At 33.4% G+C, this 21,269-nt stretch carries 15 protein-coding genes; 10 read left to right on the forward strand and 5 right to left on the reverse strand.

Annotated elements, in window-relative coordinates; all coding sequences use genetic code 11:
* Positions 1 to 268: 268 nt before the first annotated feature.
* Positions 269 to 967: a carbohydrate-binding family 9-like protein gene (locus AC4FQ3_RS02850; protein ID WP_491180787.1), complete on the reverse strand. Its 699-nt coding sequence runs from the start codon at positions 965 to 967 to the stop codon at positions 269 to 271.
* 158 nt (positions 968 to 1,125) lie between these two features.
* Here AC4FQ3_RS02850 and AC4FQ3_RS02855 point away from each other — a divergent pair, with 158 nt between their 5' ends.
* The 3 genes from AC4FQ3_RS02855 to AC4FQ3_RS02865 all read left to right on the forward strand — a co-directional run bounded on the left by AC4FQ3_RS02855 (position 1,126) and on the right by AC4FQ3_RS02865 (position 5,091).
* Positions 1,126 to 2,781, forward strand: coding sequence for a M1 family metallopeptidase (locus tag AC4FQ3_RS02855; RefSeq protein WP_491180788.1), 1,656 nt, complete (start codon positions 1,126 to 1,128; stop codon positions 2,779 to 2,781).
* Positions 2,782 to 2,938: 157 nt separating this feature from the next.
* Positions 2,939 to 4,594 (forward strand): M1 family metallopeptidase, encoded by a 1,656-nt coding sequence (locus tag AC4FQ3_RS02860; protein WP_491180789.1) that lies wholly within the window; start codon positions 2,939 to 2,941, stop codon positions 4,592 to 4,594.
* Positions 4,595 to 4,908: 314 nt separating this feature from the next.
* Positions 4,909 to 5,091 carry a hypothetical protein gene (locus AC4FQ3_RS02865; protein WP_463461055.1) on the forward strand — a complete coding sequence of 61 codons (183 nt, stop codon included), beginning with the start codon at positions 4,909 to 4,911 and terminating at the stop codon, positions 5,089 to 5,091.
* 95 nt (positions 5,092 to 5,186) lie between these two features.
* Here AC4FQ3_RS02865 and AC4FQ3_RS02870 read toward each other — a convergent pair whose 3' ends face one another.
* Entirely contained in the window at positions 5,187 to 6,731 is a 1,545-nt protein-coding gene (locus tag AC4FQ3_RS02870) for a hypothetical protein (RefSeq protein WP_491180790.1), read from the reverse strand.
* Between the two features lie 155 nt (positions 6,732 to 6,886).
* On the opposite strand from AC4FQ3_RS02870, the gene AC4FQ3_RS02875 reads away from it, so the two are divergent.
* From AC4FQ3_RS02875 to acs, 7 genes are all read left to right on the forward strand, one after another.
* A complete protein-coding gene (locus AC4FQ3_RS02875) occupies positions 6,887 to 8,062 on the forward strand; it encodes a 2-isopropylmalate synthase (RefSeq protein WP_463461053.1) in 1,176 nt (391 codons plus the stop codon).
* A 97-nt stretch (positions 8,063 to 8,159) separates the two neighbouring features.
* Positions 8,160 to 9,278: a 3-isopropylmalate dehydrogenase gene (gene leuB / locus AC4FQ3_RS02880; RefSeq protein ID WP_491180791.1), complete on the forward strand. Its 1,119-nt coding sequence runs from the start codon at positions 8,160 to 8,162 to the stop codon at positions 9,276 to 9,278.
* Between the two features lie 266 nt (positions 9,279 to 9,544).
* Complete coding sequence (gene ilvD, locus AC4FQ3_RS02885; protein WP_042567005.1) at positions 9,545 to 11,218, forward strand: dihydroxy-acid dehydratase; 1,674 nt, start codon at positions 9,545 to 9,547, stop codon at positions 11,216 to 11,218.
* A 154-nt stretch (positions 11,219 to 11,372) separates the two neighbouring features.
* Positions 11,373 to 13,061, forward strand: a complete 1,689-nt coding sequence (ilvB, locus tag AC4FQ3_RS02890; RefSeq protein ID WP_042567222.1) for a biosynthetic-type acetolactate synthase large subunit — start codon at positions 11,373 to 11,375, stop codon at positions 13,059 to 13,061.
* Between the two features lie 87 nt (positions 13,062 to 13,148).
* Positions 13,149 to 13,670 carry an acetolactate synthase small subunit gene (gene ilvN, locus AC4FQ3_RS02895; protein WP_042567004.1) on the forward strand — a complete coding sequence of 174 codons (522 nt, stop codon included), beginning with the start codon at positions 13,149 to 13,151 and terminating at the stop codon, positions 13,668 to 13,670.
* A gap of 40 nt (positions 13,671 to 13,710) precedes the next feature.
* The gene (gene ilvC, locus AC4FQ3_RS02900; protein WP_491180792.1) at positions 13,711 to 15,180 is read left to right on the forward strand and encodes a ketol-acid reductoisomerase; all 1,470 of its coding nucleotides are present in this window, start codon (positions 13,711 to 13,713) and stop codon (positions 15,178 to 15,180) included.
* A 492-nt stretch (positions 15,181 to 15,672) separates the two neighbouring features.
* Positions 15,673 to 17,583 (forward strand): acetate--CoA ligase, encoded by a 1,911-nt coding sequence (gene acs / locus AC4FQ3_RS02905; RefSeq protein ID WP_042567002.1) that lies wholly within the window; start codon positions 15,673 to 15,675, stop codon positions 17,581 to 17,583.
* 293 nt (positions 17,584 to 17,876) lie between these two features.
* Here the strand turns inward: acs and AC4FQ3_RS02910 are convergent, their stop codons facing one another.
* The 3 genes from AC4FQ3_RS02910 to AC4FQ3_RS02920 form a co-directional block, all read right to left on the reverse strand.
* Entirely contained in the window at positions 17,877 to 18,473 is a 597-nt protein-coding gene (locus AC4FQ3_RS02910) for a 3'-5' exonuclease (RefSeq protein WP_042567001.1), read from the reverse strand.
* A 3-nt stretch (positions 18,474 to 18,476) separates the two neighbouring features.
* Complete coding sequence (locus AC4FQ3_RS02915) at positions 18,477 to 20,393, reverse strand: DUF294 nucleotidyltransferase-like domain-containing protein (protein ID WP_042567000.1); 1,917 nt, start codon at positions 20,391 to 20,393, stop codon at positions 18,477 to 18,479.
* Positions 20,394 to 20,824: 431 nt separating this feature from the next.
* A complete protein-coding gene (locus AC4FQ3_RS02920) occupies positions 20,825 to 21,208 on the reverse strand; it encodes a hypothetical protein (protein ID WP_491180793.1) in 384 nt (127 codons plus the stop codon).
* Positions 21,209 to 21,269: the final 61 nt, after the last annotated feature.

The following is a 21,269-nucleotide window of genomic DNA, read 5'->3' on the forward strand; positions in this document are numbered from 1 at the left end:
GTCATGGTACGCAGATGACACGGATTTGCTTTGCAAAAACGCGGATTGACACGGATTTATTTTAATTCAAAAAACGTCATTTGTAGCGTGGTTGAGTGTCAGGCTGAGCGGAGTCGAAGCCACACAAAATGATTTAGCAAACGGGACTTCGACTCCGCTCAGTCTGACAATTCGACTCCACTCAGCCTGACAATAATAAAAAGAAAAACCCGTGTTAATCTGCGTTTTCGCTTTAGCGAATCCGCGTCATCCGCGTCCCATTTCATCGCTATTCCATAAACTCAAAAACCGCAAATTCCTGCGGTTGATGAAAACCAAATTTTAAACTCTTATAATATTGTAATGCAAGATATTCTGTTGTGTTACCGTAATCAATTCTAAAAGCATTTCCATTCCATTTTGTTCCGGCTTTCGGCTGAGTAAAATTGCCGTTTTTTATCTTTTCTAAACTCAAAAACGGAATTTTAATTTCGGTACAAAATCCTTCGGGAGTTGTTTTGCTTACGACTTCCAATTCTGAAACATCAAAAGTCATAGAAGCTTTCCAGCCGCCGCAATTTGCTGACGGACATTTGATTAGCATATCGTAATTTGCAGAGAAAGCATTTACGCCAATTTCAAGATAATTTTGCCCGTTTGCGTCGGGATCCAGAAAAATTTCTACCAAATCATCCGTTTCATATATTTTAGAATCTTTCTTTTGTAAACTTCCAATTATTGTAGAATCTTCAGTACGATAGGCGATATAAAGATTTTTGTCATTCCACGAAAGTGAAACAAATGTGTTTTGAGTAGCTTTTTCTCCCGAATTGTGAATTACAAACGGACCCAAAAAAGGTTTTTTCCAATCTGATAAATCACCGTCGACAATTATTTTTTCATTCGTTTTATAAATCGGGATGGTTTGAGCGTAGTTTATTAAAGAAAATATTAAAAATAAAAAAGTGACAATTTTTTGAATTTTCATAAGGCGTGTAAATATTTTAGTTGACTAAAAACAAGTAAAATTTAGTATTAAGTTTTCTGAAGATAAAATGCAAAATTATTAAAAAATTGATTCGAATGTTTATTTTTGTTGAAGACTAAATTCAGTTTAACAGCTTATTTATCCCAAATTTATCAATAATGAAAAAATACTTCGTTGGCGTTTTTATCGCTTTTTTGATTGGTTTTTCTGCCAATGCTCAAGGACTTTTAAAAAAGTCCGGAACAGTTTTTACACATCAGGATACACTTCGCGGAAGCATCACAAAAGAAAGAGCCTGGTGGGATTTGAAATACTATCATCTTGATATTAAAGTAAATCCGGCTGAGAAAACCATTACGGGGTCTAATACGATTCGTTATGCTGTTTTAGCAGAAAATAATACGATGCAGATTGATTTGCAGGAACCAATGCAAATTTATAAAGTGCTTCAAAATGGAAAAGAATTAAAATTTGAAAGAAATGGAAATGCATTTTTTATCAATTTAATTGAAAATCAAAAAGTAGGAGAAACAAAAGAGGTTATAATATTTTACGGAGGAAAACCAAAAGAAGCCATTCGCCCGCCGTGGGATGGAGGGCTTACGTGGAAAAAAGATAAAAACGGAAAAGATTTTATTGCTTCAACTTGTCAGGGATTGGGCGCGAGCGTTTGGTGGCCGTGCAAAGACCATATGTATGATGAAGTGGAAAATATGCTGATTAGTGTAAATGTTCCCGAAGATTTAACGGATGTTTCTAATGGAAGATTGCAAAGTGTGAAAAAGCAAAAAGATGGAACCAGAACGTTTAATTGGTATGTTTCGAACCCAATAAATAATTACGGAGTGAATATTAATATTGGAGATTACGTAAATTTCTCTGAAAAATATAAAGGAGAAAAAGGCGATTTAGACTGTAGTTATTATGTTTTACGTGATAATTTGGCTAAAGCCAAAGAACATTTTAAGGATGCACCAAGAATGCTAAAAGCGTTTGAAAACTGGTTTGGACCTTATCCTTTTTATGAAGACAGTTACAAGTTGGTAGAAGCGCCGTATTTAGGAATGGAGCACCAAAGTAGCGTGACGTATGGAAATAACTATACAAAAGGATATAATGGTACTGATATTAGCGGAAGCGGCTGGGGATTGAAATACGATTATATCATTATTCACGAATCCGGACACGAATGGTTTGCCAATAATATTACTTATAAAGACATAGCCGACATGTGGATTCATGAGAGTTTTACAACTTATTCTGAAGCACTTTTTGTGGAATATTATTATGGAAAAGAAGCTGCGAATGAATATATAAGAGGAATTCGAAAAATGATTACCAATAAAAAACCAATTATTGGTTATTACGATGTCAACGTTGAAGGATCTGGAGATATGTATCCGAAGGGAGCCAATATGATTCATACGATACGTCAGGTGATAAACGATGATGCAAAATGGAAATCAATTTTAAGAGGCTTGAATAGTACATTTTACCACCAAACGGTTACTACAAAACAAATTGAAGATTACATCAGTACACAAGCAGGAATTGATTTTAGTAATGTCTTTGATCAATATTTAAGAACGCCTCAGGTACCTACTTTTGAATATTATTTTAGGGATCAAAAATTAGTTTATCACTGGATAAATTGTGTAGAAAAATTTGATTTGCCATTAAAAGTAACTTTAAACGGAGTTGAAACCTGGCTAAAACCAACATCAGATTGGAAAATGGAAGATGTAAAAGGAGATAAACCAACTATAGTCGTTGATAAAAACTTTTATATCACAGAATTTAATATTACAAATTAGATTTTTGAATTCATAACAAAACAAACCCTACAAATGATAAAATTGTAGGGTTTCTTTTTTATCCCTAAATCATAAAATTTGAGAAAACTTAATTCGAATGTTTACTTTTGTGAAGATTAAGTTCTATAAATACGTTATTATTTCAATTTCTACCATTATGAAAAATTACTTTGGAGGCTTTTTTATTGCCTTTTTGGTTTGTTTTACTACAAATGCCCAAGGACTTTTAAACAAGTCTGAAACGGTTTTTACACATCAGGATACACTTCGCGGAAGCATTACAAAAGAAAGAGCCTGGTGGGATTTAAAATACTATCATCTTGATGTTAAGGTAAATCCTTCTGAAAAAACGATTACAGGTTCAAATACCGTTCGTTATACTGTTTTGACTTCGTATAATAAAATGCAGATCGATTTGCAGGAGCCAATGCAAATTTACAAAGTAACACAAAACGGAAAAGAATTGAAGTTTAAAAGAGACGGAAATGCTTTTTTTATAGATTTAGCAGCTGCTCAAAAAGTAGGTGAAACGAAAGAAATCGTAATTTCATTTGGCGGAAAACCTAAAGAAGCTATTAAACCACCATGGGACGGAGGAATTACATGGAAAAAGGACAAAAACGGAAAAGATTTTATAGCTTCATCTTGTCAGGGTTTAGGCGCAAGTATTTGGTGGCCAAACAAAGATCATATGTATGATGAAGTCGAAAATATGTTGATTAGCGTAAATGTTCCGGGAGATTTAACGGATGTTTCGAATGGAAGATTACAAAGCGTTAAAAAACAAAAAGACGGAACTAAAACCTTTAATTGGTATGTTTCGAACCCAATTAATAACTATGGTGTAAACATCAATATTGGCGATTACGTTAATTTCTCTGAGAAATACAAAGGTGAAAAAGGCGATTTATATTGCAGTTATTACGTTTTGCGTGATAATTTGGCTGTAGCCAAAGAACAATTCAAAGACGCGCCAAGAATGCTAAAAGCGTTTGAAAACTGGTTTGGACCTTATCCGTTTTACGAAGACAGTTACAAGTTGGTAGAAGCGCCCTATTTAGGTATGGAGCACCAAAGCAGCGTAACTTACGGAAATGAATATAAAAACGGTTATTTAGGCCGTGATTTAAGCGGAACTGGCTGGGGTTTAAAATTTGATTTTATTATTATTCACGAGTCTGGTCATGAATGGTTTGCAAACAATATTACATACAAAGACATTGCAGATATGTGGATTCACGAGAGTTTTACCAACTATTCTGAAAGTCTTTTTGTGGAATACTATTATGGTAAAGAAGCCGGAGCTGAATATGTAAGAGGATGCAGAAAAAACATTCATAACGACACGCCAATTATTGGACATTATGATGTAAATAATGAAGGATCTGGCGATATGTATCCAAAAGGTGCAAATATGCTGCACACGATTCGTCAGATTATAAATGATGATGCAAAATGGAAATCGATTTTGAGAGGTTTAAACAGTACGTTTTATCATCAAACTGTTACTTCTAAACAAATTGAAGATTATATCAATACACAATCTGGAATTAATTTCAACAGAGTTTTTGCTCAATATTTGACTACAACTCAAATTCCGGTTTTTGAATATATTTTTAAAAACGGAACATTAGGCTATCATTGGACAAATTGTGTTTCGAAGTTTGATATGCCGGTAAAAGTAAAAATTAACGGGGTAGAAATATGGTTGAAACCAACTACAGAATGGCAATCAGAAAAAACAACAAATGAAAACAGAACTTTAGAAGTTGATAAAGATTTTTATGTAACGAGCTCTAATATTGTTGAATAAACTTTTTTTTAAAATTCCAATTTTTAAATCCCAAATTCCAATTGCTGGAGTTTGGGATTTTTTTTTTGGACAGTTTTACGCAAAGACCTTTGTCAAAGTTTAAAACTTTGGCAAAGGCTGGAACGCAAACCATTTGGAATTTGACCCCGAAGCTTCGGGATTTATTGAAATTTCACATGAATGTTAATTATATTATTTGTACGAATATTACCGTTTTATTTTTCTACTTTAGATTCTATTAATCTGAAAATGAATAAATAAAGCGTAATCCGAAAAGCTTAAGAGTAGGAAACAAAAATCAAATCAAACAAATTATGAAAAGTTTAAAAAACCTAAAAAACATTGAAATTTTAAGTAAAAATGCTCAAAAATCTATTTCGGGAGGTATTCCTTTATGTGTTATACTATGCGGCGAAGCTGGAGGAGTTATTTCGAATACGCCAGGCAGAGGAGATGTATGTCAGCCTGGAACTACGGTTTGTTGCTATTGCAGATAAAACGCCTTAAAAGTTAAACCCGACAGGTTTTAAAAACCTGTCGGGTTTCTCATATGCGTTGGAATTTGGAATTTAAAAAATTGGAATTTTATGGATCAACGACTATTCAACTTCGCTTTTTCCTTAATAATATCAGCAATTTTTCTATTCTCGATTTTGCTTTCCAGCCAGGAAATAATGTCTAAATAAAGGAAAGCCCTTTTTTCGTAAGTGTTTTTTTCAAGTTCCACAAAACGGGTGTGCATTTTTTTAAATTCCTTTTTAATATCGGCAGGATAAAGGTTATTCAGACTTCTCAGGAACTTAATAATCTCTTTTTGAACTTCGTGTAAGTCGTTCATTTTTATTAGAAACTTATAAGTGTTTTTTATATTATTTTCTAAATAATAATCTTTTCCTAATTCATAATGTGCGATCAACGACAAAAGTCTGGCGAAACACATTAAGTCTTCGCGCATGGTTAAGTTTTTGTTATTAATGATTTTATCTAAATAATAAATGCATTCTGTGTATTTCTCGTTTCCAAAATAAATAGAAGCAATTTTATAGAAAAACAACATTTCGTGATGTTCATCGAGATGTTCGCTGTGAATTTTTAATTTTTCTAAAATCTCCGGAATCAAATATTCGCTTTCGGCAAAAGTACCTTCGAGAATATGTAAATTGAGTTTGTTATTGTAGATATATAAAAATGATAGCGATGCAATGTTGTCATTTACAGGAAATTTAGGATCCTCAATGGTTTCCTCCATAAGAGTCAAATATTTCTTGAAATTCGATTTGTATTTCAACATATATAAAGACTCTAAAAAGTAATGATTTCCTTTTAGAAAAAACACCGGATTTTGATAAATCATATTCGGATTATCATAAAATAAGGTAACCCATTTATAAGCGTATTTGTAACTCGCCAAAAAATCCTGAACAAGGAAACTGCGCCAAAGATTGGCATTGTAAAACCAGTATTTTTCACGGAAACCAAATTTGCTTTCGTCTAGTTTTGCAATATGTTTATTAAAATAATCGTCAATATATTTATATTCTTCATCGCTTTTTACGTAACCAGTTTTAAGCATGATTCCGTATAATTGCAGTGATAAATTAGATAATTTGCTTGAGATTGTATTTCTGTAATTCAATTCTTTTGCCTGAACAACCAATTCATCGGCGCGACCTTGAATACTTCGTGTAATATATTGGGATTCTATTAGTTTTTCGAACTCAACAATTTCATACGCCATATATTTTTCATCATTTTCAAGCGCAACGATTTTTGTTTTATCCAGAATTTTCAAACTCTGTTTATACAATCCTTTATTATAAAGAATAACGGCAAAATCTATTTGTTCACGCAATTGATACCGAATATTCTGGCTGGGAATATTGAGTCGAATACTCACTAAAATTTGTTTGTACAAATATGATTTTAAGTTAGATAGCTGTACTTTTTTGATGATTCCGCTTTTTAAAATAAGCTTTTCATCGTAGGTTTCAGATTTATCTAAAATATTGAATAATTCGATGAATTTGGTGTTCGAACTTGTTTCTAATCGGCTTGCAAAAATTTTAAACTGTCTTTTTTCAGATTTCGAAAGCGATTTTATTAATACAAATAAGAAATCTTTTTGATGGTTAGCCATTGTAAAATATAATAGTGTAACTTGTTGGTTTTTAGTTATTTAATACGTTATAAATTGTGTTATAAACAGTATAATTTCATTAAAATGAATTTCGTACTGTAGAAGTACAATATATATTTGTTATCAAGATGTGAAATTACATTAAATAAATGAATATGAATAGAGAGAAAGTTCAAATTTTTGACACCACTTTGCGCGATGGTGAACAAGTTCCAGGATGTAAGTTAGATACTAAACAAAAATTAGTTATCGCAGAACGACTTGACAAAATGGGAGTTGACGTTATCGAAGCGGGTTTTCCTGTGTCAAGTCCGGGCGATTTTTTATCGGTCTCTGAGATTTGTAAAATTGTAGAAAATGCAACCGTCTGCGGACTAACAAGAGCCGTGAAAAACGACATTGATGTTGCTGCAGCAGCTTTAAAGCATGCTAAAAGACCTAGAATCCACACCGGAATCGGAACATCGCAATCTCATATACTCCACAAATTAAATACCACACCAGAAGATATTATTGCAAGAGCAAAATATGCTGTAGCACATGCAAAATCTTATGTAGAAGATGTTGAGTTTTATGCAGAAGATGCCGGAAGAACAGATAATGCTTTCCTTGCAAAAGTTTGCGAAGAAGTAATTAAATCGGGCGCAACCGTATTAAATATCCCTGATACCACAGGATATTGCCTGCCTGAAGAATACGGAGCAAAGATTAAATATTTAAAAGAAAACGTAAAAGGAATCGAAAACGTAATCCTTTCATGTCACTGTCATAATGATTTAGGAATGGCAACTGCAAACTCTATTGCAGGTGCGATAAATGGAGCTAGACAAATAGAATGTACTATTAATGGTATTGGTGAAAGAGCCGGAAACACAGCACTTGAAGAAGTGGTAATGATTTTCAAACAGCATCCTTACCTTAATTTAGATACAAACATCAATACAAGAGAATTGAACGAAATGAGTCGTTTGGTTTCTGAAAGTATGGGAATGATCGTTCAGCCAAACAAAGCAATTGTTGGTGCAAACGCTTTTGCACACAGTTCAGGAATTCACCAGGATGGTGTTATAAAAAACAGAGCAACTTACGAAATCATGGACCCGCTTGATGTGGGTGTAAATGAATCATCAATTATCCTTACAGCAAGAAGCGGAAGAGCTGCTTTGGCTTACCGTGCTAAAAAAGTAGGTTACGAGCTTACAAAAGTACAATTAGACATTGTATACATCGAGTTTTTGAAATTTGCCGATATCAAAAAAGAAGTTGTTGATGCTGATATTCATCAGATTATTGAAGCTGCTAAGATTCAGGATGAATTAGTTAGAAGCTAGTTGGGAAGAATATAGAATATAGACGAAAGAGAATAGAAGAAAGACGAAAGAACAAAGACAAAAAATAAAGATTTAAATACATAAAGAACGAGACGTTATGAATTTGAAAATAGCAGTTTTACCTGGAGACGGAATTGGACCGGAAGTAATTTTACAAGCCAAAAAAGCTTTATACGCTATTGGCGAGGTGTACAATCATGAATTTGTTTTTGAAGAAGCGCTCATGGGAGCAATCGCAATTGATAAAACAGGAAATCCGTTGCCGGAACAAACGCTAAATCTTTGTTTAAATACTGATGCTGTTTTATTTGGCGCTATTGGCGATCCTAAATATGACAATAATCCAAATGCAAAAGTTCGTCCGGAGCAGGGATTATTAAAGCTTCGTAAAGAACTGGGTTTGTTTGCCAACATTCGTCCTATAAAACCTTATAAATCATTACTTGATGCTTCTCCTTTAAAAAGAGAAATTATCGAAGGAGCTGATTTTACTATTTTCAGAGAATTAACAGGTGGAGCTTATTTTGGAGCAAAAACATTAAATGAAGAAGGAACACACGCTTCGGATTTATGTGAATATTCAGAAGAAGAAATCACTAGAATTGCACATTTAGCTTTTAAATCGGCACAAAACCGACGCAAAAAGCTGACAATGGTAGACAAAGCGAATGTTTTGGAAACCTCAAGATTATGGAGAAAAGTAGTTCAAAAAGTGAGCGAAAATTATCCGGATGTTGCTTTAGACTTTTTATTTGTGGATAACGCAGCCATGCAGATTATTTTAAATCCGAGACAATTTGATGTGATTTTGACAGAGAATTTATTTGGAGATATTTTATCAGATGAAGCCAGCGTTATTACAGGTTCTATTGGTTTATTGGCATCGGCATCTTTAGGAGAGAAAAATGCTTTGTTTGAGCCAATTCACGGTTCTTATCCTCAGGCAAAAGGAAAAAATATTGCCAATCCAATTGCTTCTATTTTATCAGCAGGGATGTTGTTAGAGCATTTCGGATTATTTAAAGAAGCTAATGTGATTTATAAAGCTATTGAAAAAGCAATTGAATATAAAGTAGTTACTGTTGATTTAAAACCAGATTCAAAATTCGGTACAAACGAAGTAGGGGAGTTTGTTTCCAATTTTATTTTCAGCAAAGACGATCTGTTATATTTTAGAAATGACAACGTTCATATCGGGCAATCGACGATTGTTTAATTTTTTTATTAAAAAATTGAAATAAATAACAAGAAGTACTGTAAATGTTGAGATTTTATTTTTTTAGTTCTTAAAGTTTTCATACTTTTGTAACACTAAAAAATAAATGATGCAAATCTCAATTATTATTACTTCTGTCATTGTTGTCAATGTGTTTAGCACATCTGCATCGGGAATGGTATAAATATAATTGAAAAACTATATTAGAAACCTTCCAAATACTGGAAGGTTTTTTTTTGAATAAAAATTAAAAAAATAATACAATAATGGAATTAAATAAGTACAGCAAAACCATCACTCAAGATCAAACACAACCTGCAGCGCAAGCTATGTTGTACGGGATTGGTTTAACTGAAGAAGATTTGAAAAAAGCACAAGTTGGTATTGTTAGCATGGGCTACGATGGAAATACTTGTAACATGCACCTGAATGATTTGGCAAAAGATGTCAAAAAAGGTGTCTGGGATGCAGATCTGGTCGGACTTATTTTTAATACCATTGGTGTAAGTGACGGAATTTCAAACGGTACCGAAGGAATGCGTTATTCATTGGTTTCTCGTGATGTTATTGCAGATTCTATTGAAACTGTTGTGGGAGCGCAATGGTACGATGGTGTAATTGCAATTCCGGGTTGTGATAAAAATATGCCAGGAGCCTTAATCGCAATGGGAAGATTAAATCGCCCGGCGATGATGGTTTACGGCGGATCAATTCACTCTGGAAAATGGAAAGGTGAATCTTTGAATATTGTATCTGCTTTTGAAGCTTTAGGAAAAAGAGTAAAAAACGAAATTACTCCCGAAGATTTTAAAGGAGTTATTCAAAATGCATGCCCCGGTGCTGGTGCTTGTGGCGGAATGTATACAGCAAACACCATGTCTTCTGCAATTGAAGCATTAGGAATGAGTTTGCCATACAGTTCTTCAAACCCGGCTTTGAGTCAGGAAAAAAGAGACGAGTGTCTGGCTGCAGGAGAAGCAATCAAAATTTTATTAGAAAAAGATATTAAGCCAAGAGATATCATGACTCGTAAGGCTTTTGAAAATGCTATTACAATTGTAGCAGTTTTAGGAGGTTCTACAAATGCAGTTATGCACTTAATTGCAATGGCGCATGCGGTTGATATCAAAATTACTTTAGATGATTTTCAGGCAATTAACGACAGAACACCAGTTCTGGCTGATATGAAACCAAGTGGTAAATATATGATGGAAGATATTCATGAGGTTGGAGGAATTCCTTCTGTAATGAAATATTTATTGAAAGTAGGATTGATTCATGGAGATTGTTTAACAGTAACCGGAAAAACAGTTGCTGAAAATTTAGCTTCAACTCCGGATTTACAAGATGGACAAGAAGTAATTCACGAAATTCAAAAAGCATTAAAACCAACAGGAAATATTCAGATTTTATACGGAAATCTTGCTTCTGAAGGTGCTGTAGCAAAAATAAGCGGAAAAGAAGGAGAATATTTTGAAGGTCCGGCTGTAGTTTTTGAAGGAGAATTTGAAGTAATTCCAGGTTTACAAGCCGGAAAAATAAAACCAGGCAATGTAGTCGTCATCAGGTATTGTGGACCAAAAGGTGGTCCGGGGATGCCTGAGATGCTAAAACCAACATCGGCAATTATTGGTGCCGGATTAGGAAGCAGCTGCGCTCTTATTACAGACGGCAGGTTCTCTGGAGGTTCACATGGCTTTGTCGTAGGACACGTTACACCAGAAGCTTTTGATGGTGGTGGTATTGCACTTGTAAAAGATGGTGATTTGATTGCGATCGATGCAGTAAAAAATACTATCGACCTGAAAATATCTGACGAAGAATTTGCAGCGAGAAAAGCGGCTTGGGTACAACCGCCGTTAAAAGTTACAAAAGGAGTTTTACTTAAATATGCCAGATCGGTTTCAAGCGCTTCAACAGGTTGCGTTACCGATAATTAATTAAATAACAATATCAAATCAATGACAATTACAATATCAAAAATCAAATAGCAATAAATCAAAAATCAATTTAAAATTTATAATTAAAATTGAATTTTGCCATTGCCATTGAATTTTGAAATTGATTTTTGACATTGATAAAACAAAATATACTATGAAAATATCAGGGGCAGAAGCCGTTATAAGATGTTTATTAGCAGAAGGAGTAGACTTGGTTTATGGATATCCGGGAGGAGCAATCATGCCGGTTTACGACGAATTATATAAATTTCAGGACCAATTACACCACGTATTGGTTCGTCACGAACAAGGCGCAACACACGCAGCTCAGGGATTTGCAAGGGCTACAGGAAAAGTAGGAGTAGCAATTGCAACTTCTGGTCCGGGAGCTACAAATTTAGTAACCGGAATTGCAGATGCGCAAATCGATTCTACACCAATGGTTTGTATTACAGGTCAGGTGGGGAAACATTTATTGGGTTCTGATGCTTTTCAGGAAACGGATATTATCGGAATTTCAACTCCGGTAACAAAATGGAATTACCAAATTACGGAGGCTTCAGAAATTCCGGAAATCATTGCAAAAGCATTTTACATAGCACGTTCTGGACGCCCAGGACCAGTTTTGATTGATATTACTAAAAATGCTCAATTTGATGAGTTTGAATTTAGTTACGAAAAATGTACTTCAATCAGAAGCTATATTCCGGTTCCGAAATTGAAATTAGATAAAGTTGCCGAAGCTGCAGCCATAATCAATAGCGCAAAAAAACCTTTTATTGTTTTTGGTCAGGGAATTATTTTGGGTCAGGCCGAAGAACAATTAAAAGCTTTTATTGAGAAATCAGGAATTCCGGCAGGATGGACAATTTTAGGACTTTCGGCTTTGCCAACAGATCATCCTTTAAACGTTGGAATGCTAGGAATGCACGGAAATTACGGTCCAAATTTATTGACCAACGAATGTGATGTTTTAATCGCTTTGGGAATGCGTTTTGACGACCGTGTAACCGGAAATTTAAAGACATATGCCAAACAGGCAAAGGTAATTCACTTTGAAATTGATCCTGCAGAAGTAGATAAAAACGTAAAAACAGAAGTTGCTGTTTTAGGAGATGTAAAAGAAGCTTTAAATGCTTTATTACCTTTAATTGATGCGAAATCTCATGATTTATGGCATAATGAATTTAAGGAATTACATAAAATAGAAGTAGAAACGGTTATAAACGAAGAATTAAATCCAACGAATAACAAAGGAATTTCTATGGGAGAAGCCATGGAAATGATCAATAAACACTCAAAAGGTGACGCAATTATCGTTTCAGATGTTGGTCAGCACCAGATGTTTGCCTGTCGTTATGCTAAATTTAATACTACTAAAAGTAATATTACTTCAGGCGGATTAGGTACAATGGGATTTGCACTTCCGGCTGCAATTGGAGCCAAAATGGGAAGACCGGATCGCGAAGTTGTCGCAATTATTGGAGATGGAGGGTTTCAGATGACAATTCAGGAACTAGGAACTATTTTCCAGACAAAAGTTCCGGTAAAAATTGTGGTTCTAAACAACGAGTTTTTAGGAATGGTACGTCAATGGCAGGAATTATTTTTTGATAACCGATATGCATCAACAAATATGATTAATCCAAATTTTGTTGCTATTGCTGAAGGATATTATATCAAATCTAAAAAAGTAACCCAAAGAGAAGATCTTGACGCAGCCGTTGCAGAAATGCTGGCATCAAAAGATTCTTATTTCCTTGAAGTCATGGTGGAAAAAGAAAACAATGTTTTCCCAATGATTCCTACAGGAGCTTGTGTTTCAGAAATTAGATTAAGCTAGGAAAAAGTTTCAGGTTTCAGGTTTTTTTTGTTTCAGGTTGTAGAACTTGAAACCTGAAACCTGAAACAAAAAAAACTAAAAAACAACATGGAAGATAAAACATTTACCATATCGGTATATTCAGAAAATAACGTGGGTTTGTTGAATAGAATATCAGGAATATTCTTAAAGCGTCACATTAACATATTAAGTTTAAACGTTTCAGAATCAGAAATAGAGAATGTTTCACGATTTATCATTGTAGTAAATACAACAGAAAAATGGGTTCAGAATATTGTTGGACAAATTGAAAAACAAATTGAGGTTATAAAAGCATTTTATCATACAGATGAAGAGACTATTTATTTAGAAAATGCTTTATTTAAAATCGCTTCAAGTTTGTTGTTTGATGAAAAACAAATTCAGAATATAATTAAAGACAGTCAGTCTACAATTGTAACAGTTTCACGTGATTTCTTCGTGATTTCAAAATCCGGAAGACGTTCTGAAATTGAAGAATTATACGAAAAATTCAAACCTTACGGCATTATGCAATTTGTGCGTTCGGGAAGAATATCTGTTTCGAAAGAAAAAATGGAAATTTCAACATTATTAGAAGCCCTAAAATAGTATCAATTATAAATTACACTTATTAAATATTTAAAAGAAAATGGCAAATTATTTCAACACACTACCACTTAGATTACAATTAGAACAATTAGGCGTTTGCGAATTTATGGAGCAATCAGAATTTGCAGACGGAATTGCTGCATTAGCCGGAAAAAAAGTTGTTATTGTAGGTTGTGGTGCACAAGGTTTGAACCAGGGATTGAACATGAGAGACTCTGGTTTGGATATTTCATATGCATTACGTGCAGATGCAATTGCTGAAAAAAGAGCATCTTACAAAAACGCTACAGAAAACGGATTTAAAGTAGGTACTTATGAAGAATTAATTCCAACTGCTGATTTAGTTTGTAACTTAACTCCTGATAAACAACATACTGCAGTTGTTACTGCAATTATGCCATTAATGAAAAACGGTTCGACTTTAGCATATTCTCACGGATTTAATATTGTTGAAGAAGGAATGCAGATTCGTAAAGATATTACTGTAATTATGTGTGCTCCTAAATGCCCTGGTTCTGAAGTTCGTGAAGAATACAAAAGAGGATTTGGTGTACCAACTTTAATTGCAGTTCACCCGGAAAATGATCCAAATGGTGCTGGTTTAGATCAGGCAAAAGCGTATGCTGTTGCAACTGGTGGACATAAAGCCGGAGTTTTAAAATCATCTTTCGTAGCAGAAGTAAAATCAGATTTAATGGGTGAGCAAACTATCCTTTGCGGATTGTTGCAAACTGGATCTATTTTATGTTTTGATAAAATGGTAGAAAAAGGAATCGAACCTGGATATGCTTCAAAATTAATTCAATACGGATGGGAAACTATCACAGAAGCTTTGAAACATGGTGGTATTACAAATATGATGGATCGTTTGTCTAATCCTGCAAAAATCGAAGCTTACGAAATTGCTGAGGAATTAAAAGACATCATGCGTCCGTTATTTCAAAAACACCAGGATGATATCATTTCTGGAGAATTCTCAAGAACAATGATGATTGATTGGGCTAATGACGATAAAAATTTATTGACGTGGAGAGCTGCAACAGGAGAAACTAACTTCGAAAAAACACCTCCAACTGATGCTCGAATATCTGAACAAGAATATTTTGATAACGGAGTATTAATGATTGCAATGGTTAAAGCCGGAGTTGAGTTGGCTTTTGAAACAATGACAGAAGCTGGAATTATCGAAGAGTCAGCTTATTATGAATCATTACACGAATTACCTTTGATTGCTAACACAATTGCAAGAAAGAAATTATTTGAAATGAACCGCGTAATTTCGGATACAGCTGAGTACGGATGTTATTTGTTTGATCACGCTTGTAAACCGTTATTGGCTGAATACATGAAAAATGTTGAAACAAACATAATTGGAAAACCATTTTCAACTTCAAACGGAGTAGATAATGCTATTTTAATTGCTGTAAACAAAGAAATCCGTCAACACCCTATTGAAGAAGTAGGAGCATGGTTGAGAGAATCTATGACAGCAATGAAAAAAATTGGATAATAAATTGGGAATTACCACACAGTCGAATGTGATGGGATTTGCACTGTATCATTATTTTATGTAATATTTTGAATTAGTAAGCACTTATTAAGAAAATTAGATATAGATGCATATTGCATTCACTTAACTTCGGTGAGAAAGTTAAGTGAGGCTAATCCCTAAAAAGGGGCATGTTTAAAACTAAATATGCTTGTTGAAATTTCTGTTTTAATTAATAAAGCTGCTGCTATTTTCAAAATGAAGCAGAGTATTGTAATACAGAATTACAAAATTAATTGTTATTGAAATTGTTAAAATCAAAAGGCATGATATTTATTTATCGTGCCTTTTTTGTAAAATGCATTTTTAGTTCAAAACACATATTTTTATATTAAACACATAAAAAAGCTCTATTTTTTTTAATATGTGTTTTTAATTGATAAAATTTATGAATTAAATAATTTTAAGAATACGTCGATATTTAATACATTTATAAAAAAATTCCAAAAACATATGAGTTATTATAAAATTGAAAATTTAGAACAATATTTTAAACATTACAATAAGTCAATAAGGGAACCAAGGAAGTTTTGGGGGAAAATAGCTGAAGAAAATTTTACCTGGTACCAACAATGGGATAAAGTAGTAGATTTTAATATGGCCGAAGCCGAAGTAAAGTGGTTTACTGAAGCTAAAGTTAACATTACCAAAAACTGTATTGACAGACATTTAAGCAAAAGAGGAGAAAAAACGGCAATTATATTTGAACCAAATGATCCCTCAGAAACTGCTTTACATATAACGTATAACGAATTATACGAAAGAGTATCAAGAATGGCGAATGTTTTGCGCGAGCAAGGTGTTCGTAAAGGAGATCGTGTTTGTATTTACTTACCAATGATTCCTGAATTGGCAGTTGCGGTATTGGCTTGTGCCAGAATTGGAGCAATTCACTCTGTTATTTTTGCAGGTTTTTCAGCATCTGCTGTTACAGCAAGAATTAACGATTGTGAATGTAAAATGGTAATTACTTCTGACGGTGGATACAGAGGAAACAAAACAATTGATCTTAAAGGGATTGTAGATGAAGCATTAGATACTTGTCCAACGGTTGAAAAAGTTTTGGTTGTAAAAAGAACCCAGACCGAAGTTAAAATGAAAGACGGTCGTGATGTTTGGTTACAGCCATTATTGGATGCAGCTATTGACAATAGTGTTGCAGAAATTATGGATGCCGAAGATCCTTTATTTATTTTGTATACTTCAGGATCTACAGGAAAACCAAAAGGAATGGTGCATACCACAGCAGGTTATATGGTTTACACGGCATATACCTTTAAAAACGTATTTAGCCACGAAGAAAATGATATTTTCTGGTGTACTGCAGATATCGGATGGATCACAGGTCACTCATACATTTTGTACGGACCTCTATTAAACGGAGGAACAACCGTAATTTTTGAAGGAGTGCCATCTTACCCTGATTTCAGCCGTTTTTGGGATATTATCGAAAAACATAAAATCACACAATTCTATACAGCGCCAACTGCAATCCGTTCATTAGCAAAAGAAAGCTTAGATTATATTCAAAAATATCCTTTAAAATCACTTAAAGTTATTGGATCTGTTGGAGAACCAATTAACGAAGAAGCCTGGCACTGGTTCAATGACCACGTTGGAGATAAAAGATGTCCGGTGGTTGATACCTGGTGGCAAACTGAAACCGGTGGAATCATGATTTCGCCAATTGCTTTTGTAACACCAACAAAACCAACATACGCAACTTTGCCATTACCGGGAATTCAGCCTGTTTTGATGGATGAAAAGCGCAACGAAATTGAAGGAAATCAGGTTGTTGGTAGTTTATGTATTAAATTTCCGTGGCCGGGAATCGCCAGAACAATCTGGGGAGATCACCAGCGATACAAAGACACTTATTTCTCTTCTTTCCCTGGAAAATATTTTACAGGAGACGGAGCATTAAGAGACGAAGTTGGATATTACAGAATTACAGGTAGAGTTGATGATGTAGTAATTGTTTCAGGTCATAATTTAGGAACAGCTCCTATCGAAGATGCAATCAACGAGCATCCTGCAGTTGCCGAATCTGCAATTGTTGGTTTCCCTCACGATATAAAAGGAAATGCGTTGTATGGTTATGTAATTTTGAAAGAAACCGGAGAAGTTAGAAATAAAGAGAATCTGTCTAGAGAAATCAACCAATATATTTCAGACCATATTGGACCAATTGCGAAGCTAGATAAAATTCAGTTTGTTTCTGGTTTACCAAAAACACGTTCAGGAAAAATTATGCGTAGAATTTTACGTAAAATTGCAGAAGGAGATTTCTCTAATTTCGGAGATACTTCAACATTATTGAATCCTGAAATTGTAGAAGAAATTTCAAAAGAAAGAATTTCTTAATTCTGATCTTACTATAAAATAAAAAATGCCTCTTAAATTTAAGAGGCATTTTTTATGTGTATATTTTTTGTTAGACTGAGTAAAGTCGATGTTCAAAACTTTGATAAAGATTAAAGTAAAAAAAGTAAACTATACCTTTTTTGTCAGACTGAGCGGAGTCGAAGTCCCGCAAAGTGATTCTGCATGACAGGCTTCGACTCCGCTCAGGCTGACAATCTTATAAGAGCTAATTTTGTATTTTTAAAACTTAATTTTTCTTATATAAACTTATATTATATGGTTCAAAAAAAAACCTACTTAATTCCCAATCGAGATTTAAGCTTCAAAAACAAAAGTGCAATTCGATAAGCATCTTCAGAAGAAGAATTTCTATCGCTTTTCGGAATTTTAAAAATTTCTCCTAAATCGTCTAAAGAAAATTGTTTGTCATTAATGTCCGTTAATTTACGATACATCATATCAACATCCAGTGCTTCATTTTTTAATCTTCCACAATCCAAACGTTCAAGAGCGCTGTTAAGCATTTCGATATCAAAATTAATATGATGGCCAACTAAAACAGCATTGCCTATAAAATTAATAAAAGCTTCGAGAGCAGCAGGCTCTTCCATTTTTATCATTTTACTGTCAATAATAAACTCATTAGAAAGCCCATTATCATGCAGGAATTTATATTGCAGCAAAACAGATTCAAAACTGTCCTTGATGACAACGCCGTCGTCAACAACCGCAAAAGCTCCCAAAGACAGAATTACATCCTTATTCGGATTTAAGCCTGAGGTTTCAGTAGATAAAACTACAAAACGGTTAGGCTTTGTTTCGAATTTGGTTAAGTAATCCTTCCAAAAATCAGGATATTCTTTATTAATATTTTTAATCCAGTCTAACATACTTTATGAAAATTGCGTAAGTTGAAATTTGCTCTTGATTAATTCTTCAAGATCTTTCATTGGTGTTAGAGCATTTTTTAATTTCTCTCTATCTGTTTTTGACATTTCTTTTATATTAATATATTGCCCGGAATCATCATTTTTTAATCCTTCAACAGTTCTAAATTTTGATAAAGTTAGAAAAGCTTCGGCACAGCTTAAATATATTTCTGCATTTTTAGAATCTGTGATTGCTAATTGCTTGAATCTTAAATAAGTATTCTGAATTCCTTTTATGTTAGAATTTAAAATTAGTAAACGCGCGCCATCAATTAAAGGCATTAGAGCACGGGTTTTAATATCAAATTTTCCTTTTTGTGGACCTTCTTCTTCAACAATAAATTTTTTGAAAAAGCTCAAAGGAGAATTTCTTTTTAAAGCGTCATTTCCTAAGAAATCAAAGAATAAAGTATTGTTAACTGCATTTTTGAAAATTACACCTTCAATGGCTTCTTCAATTTTTGGTTCACCAAAAACGATCTCATAATCAAAGAAAATACTACTTAAATCATTACTATTTTCACCTGGAGTATTCATCCAACTGTTGTATTGTTTTGTCCAGTCAGTCAATGATTTACACCATAACATGTTGCTTCCCATATGTCCATTAGGGCAAAGTTCATAACCTACTTTTTCAAGTATCGCAGTTGTTCTTTTTGCCAGTCTCAAAAAGTAATCTTTTACATCTCTGTATTTCTCCGGCGTAACATCTTCAAAAACTAAAATACTATCCTGGTCTGTCAATAAAAGCTGTTCTTTACGTCCTTGGCTACCAATACTTAACCACGCAAATCGAGCAGGAGGTGAGCCTAAATCTAAAATAGACAATTCTACCGCACGTTTAATTATTGCTAAATTAATTTCGCTGGCAATATTGCTGACATGTGAAAGCGGAATATTTTTTTGAATCGAATTCTGAATCAAATCAGATAAACGATCACGAATTTGTTTTAAATCTTTTGGAAGCTGCGAACGTTTTATTTCTTTAATCAAAACCCCGGGATTACTGGCTTGAGCTACAATTAAATCATGTTCAGAAATAATTCCCTTAACGGCAGATTTACTCGTTCCGTCTTTGGTAACGCATAAATGGGTTACATTATGTTTTAGCATAAGTAATTGTGCCTCAGCAAGAGAGACATTTTCTAAAACGGTTACAACCGGCGACGACATGATTTTGTCGATAGTTTCAGTAATAGGATATCGGCCTGTAGCAATTTTCGAAGACAAATCGGCATCAGTAACAATACCAATTGGGTTATTTTTTTCAGTAACTACAATATTATCTACCATAGATTCGGTCATTAAAATAGCCACATCTTTTACAATGCGGTTTGCTTCTGTTTTTAATGGCGAATTATTATAGGTAAGTGTCTGCAAATATTGCATTTCTGATTGCTGATCAACATAAAATGAAGTTTCAGAAGTCATTTTTCCGTTAGAACCCGAACTTTCTTTTGTATGTCTGGAATTTACAGCAAAATTTTCAAGTAAGAAATTTAGAACATCAGAATTATTAGCCACAAAAGGTCTGAAAACAGCAATAGGAATAGCATAAATAATGCTTTCTTCACGTGCTTTTGCAGTCATCATGTAGTTATTTTTGGCAAAAAACGGACGTAATCCAAAAATATTTCCTTCATGACATTTATTAATAATAGTTTCCTCGGCATCTGCAATTGTAGTCAGATTTATAACGCCCGAAGCCACAACATAAAAACTATCATGCAGAGGATCGTTATTTTCAAACAATACTGCGTGTTTCTCTAAATTGATAACGCGAATATTACTTGCAATATCAGCTAATTCCTGAAAAGTTAAGTTGTTAAATGGCGGGTATTCTTTTAAAAAATCTGCAATATGCTCAGCAATTGTATTCATATGTTTGATAATTTTTTTAAAGTATCGAATGTAAAAATAATAAAATAAAACCTTACAATGAAAGCATCTGGATTAGAATATATTAAATATTAAAAATATGTTAATTTTTATTGATTTAAAGGGTTTTAAACGGTATTTTTTGTTTTTAATCGATAAAATTTAATGAGATTTTTGAGCAGAATTAAAAAGAAAAGAATGCGCCAAAATTTAAATTGTAATTTTTGAAGTTTTAAAACCTTGAAGAGGTTTATGTAATTTCTGATTTGTTTTAAATCTAATTTTAAAAACTTACATTATTGTGAAGTTACAAGAAGCAGAGTTTAATTATGCAAAGAAGTTTCTATAATAATTTGATATAGAGTGGTTCTTGAAAAAGTCTATTTTACATAATATAAATTATAGGTCAAAATGGATTAAAGTAATAATAGCCTTTAATCGTATAATTTGCTTAAAATCAATTCTTTTGGAACTAAGTCAGATCCGCCTCTTTTTTCGAATTGAATACGTTCTTCACTCACAAAAAGAACTGCACTGGCCGATGAACCATTTTTAGTTTTCATACTAATTTGAGCTTTTTCCCCAAGCACATAAACATATCCGGTAACTTCCATAACGCCGCTACTCAAATTTGCATCATCACTAATCACTTCGGCAGTTCCATAAATCTTGTTATTAGATTGCGCCATATTAATTTTAAAAATATATTTTTTGCTGCAGTCTTTGCAATTTTCAGTACTCCAGGTTCCGGTGAATTGATTTGATTGTGAAAATGCTGAAAAAGAAATAAATAATATAAAAAGGATAATTTTTTTCATAAGAATAAAAACTTTTAAATAATCATTTTCAAATATATAAAAAAAGCATCCACGGTTGTGG

It is taken from the genome of Flavobacterium sp. AK-345 (assembly GCF_058310175.1).